The sequence below is a fragment of the Methylibium rhizosphaerae genome (assembly GCF_006386545.1).
Lineage (GTDB): Bacteria > Pseudomonadota > Gammaproteobacteria > Burkholderiales > Burkholderiaceae_C > Pseudorivibacter > Pseudorivibacter rhizosphaerae.
The window spans coordinates 1-1,152 of sequence record NZ_SWAR01000137.1 but is presented as its reverse complement, the minus strand read 5'-3'; the positions used below and the strand labels follow the sequence as shown (position 1 = coordinate 1,152).

Below are 1,152 nucleotides of genomic sequence, written 5' to 3'. Positions count from 1 at the left end.
CTGTCGCAGAAATAACTTGCATTGATCTTGCATGTCCTCCGGTACATTGACGGCCGGAGAACGACGATGCACCTGCGTGAAGACGCGACGATCGAGTTGAGCCAAGAGCAGCGCACCGAATTGGAGAAGGTGGCGCGTTCGCGGCGCACACCGCAAGCGGTTGCGCAGCGTGCTCGCATCGTGCTGATGACGGCCGATGGGATCTTGCCGGGGACCATCGGCGAGCAACTCGGCGTGTCGCAGCCAACGATTCGCAAGTGGCGAGCACGATATGCCGAGCAAGGGTTGCCAGGATTGCGTAGCGAGCCACGACCAGGCCGCCCGAGGACGCTGGACGATCAGCGAGTCGCGGACTTGCTGAACCAAGCGCTGCAGACACGCCCGGCCAAGCAGACGCATTGGAGCGTGCGCAGCTTCGCCGCCGAGGCGAACATCAGCAAGGACATGGCACACCGGCTGTTCCGCGCGGCCAGCATCGCCCCTCATCGCTCACGCAGCTTCAAGTTGTCCAACGACCCAGCCTTCGTCGAGAAGGTGCGCGACATCACCGGCCTGTACCTCAATCCACCCGATCACGCGCTGGTTCTGTGCGTCGATGAGAAGAGCCAGATTCAGGCGCTGGAGCGCACGCAGCCTGTGCTGCCGATGGGATTCGGCTACGTCGAAGGCGTCACCCACGACTACGTTCGTCACGGCACGACCACGCTGTTCGCCGCGCTCGATGTGGCCAACGGGCAGGTCATCTCGCGTGTTCGAGCGCAACATCGGCACCAGGAGTTCCTGGACTTCCTGCGCCAGATCGACAAGCAGACGCCGCCTGAGCTGGACCTGCATTTGATCGTGGACAACTACGTGACCCACAAGCACGGCAAGGTCAAGGCATGGCTGGCACGCAACCCGCGATTCCACCTGCACTTCACTCCGACCTACAGCTCTTGGCTCAATCAGGTCGAGCGTTGGTTCGCGCTGATCACCGAGCGCGCCATCCGACGCAACTCGTTCACCAGCGTGCGTGAACTCAAGCAGCAAATCGAGCTGTTCGTGCAACGCTACAACGCCGACGCCACGCCTTTCCAGTGGGTTGCCACCGCCGACTCAATCCTGCAAAAGATCGAGCGGATCGCGAAACGTATTTCTGCGACAGGACACTAG

The 1,152-nt window shown here is 61.7% G+C and carries 1 protein-coding gene; it reads left to right on the top strand.

Annotation, left to right across the window (positions count from 1 at the left end; all coding sequences use genetic code 11):
* Positions 1-66: 66 nt before the first annotated feature.
* Positions 67-1,152 (top strand): IS630 family transposase, encoded by a 1,086-nt coding sequence (locus tag E8D38_RS27800; protein WP_140637530.1) that lies wholly within the window; start codon positions 67-69, stop codon positions 1,150-1,152.

What these genes read in the sequence shown, in the direction of transcription:
- E8D38_RS27800 (WP_140637530.1), top strand. Translation starts at nt 67, where the DNA reads ATGCACCTGCGTGAAGACGCGACGATCGAGTTGAGCCAAGAGCAGCGC.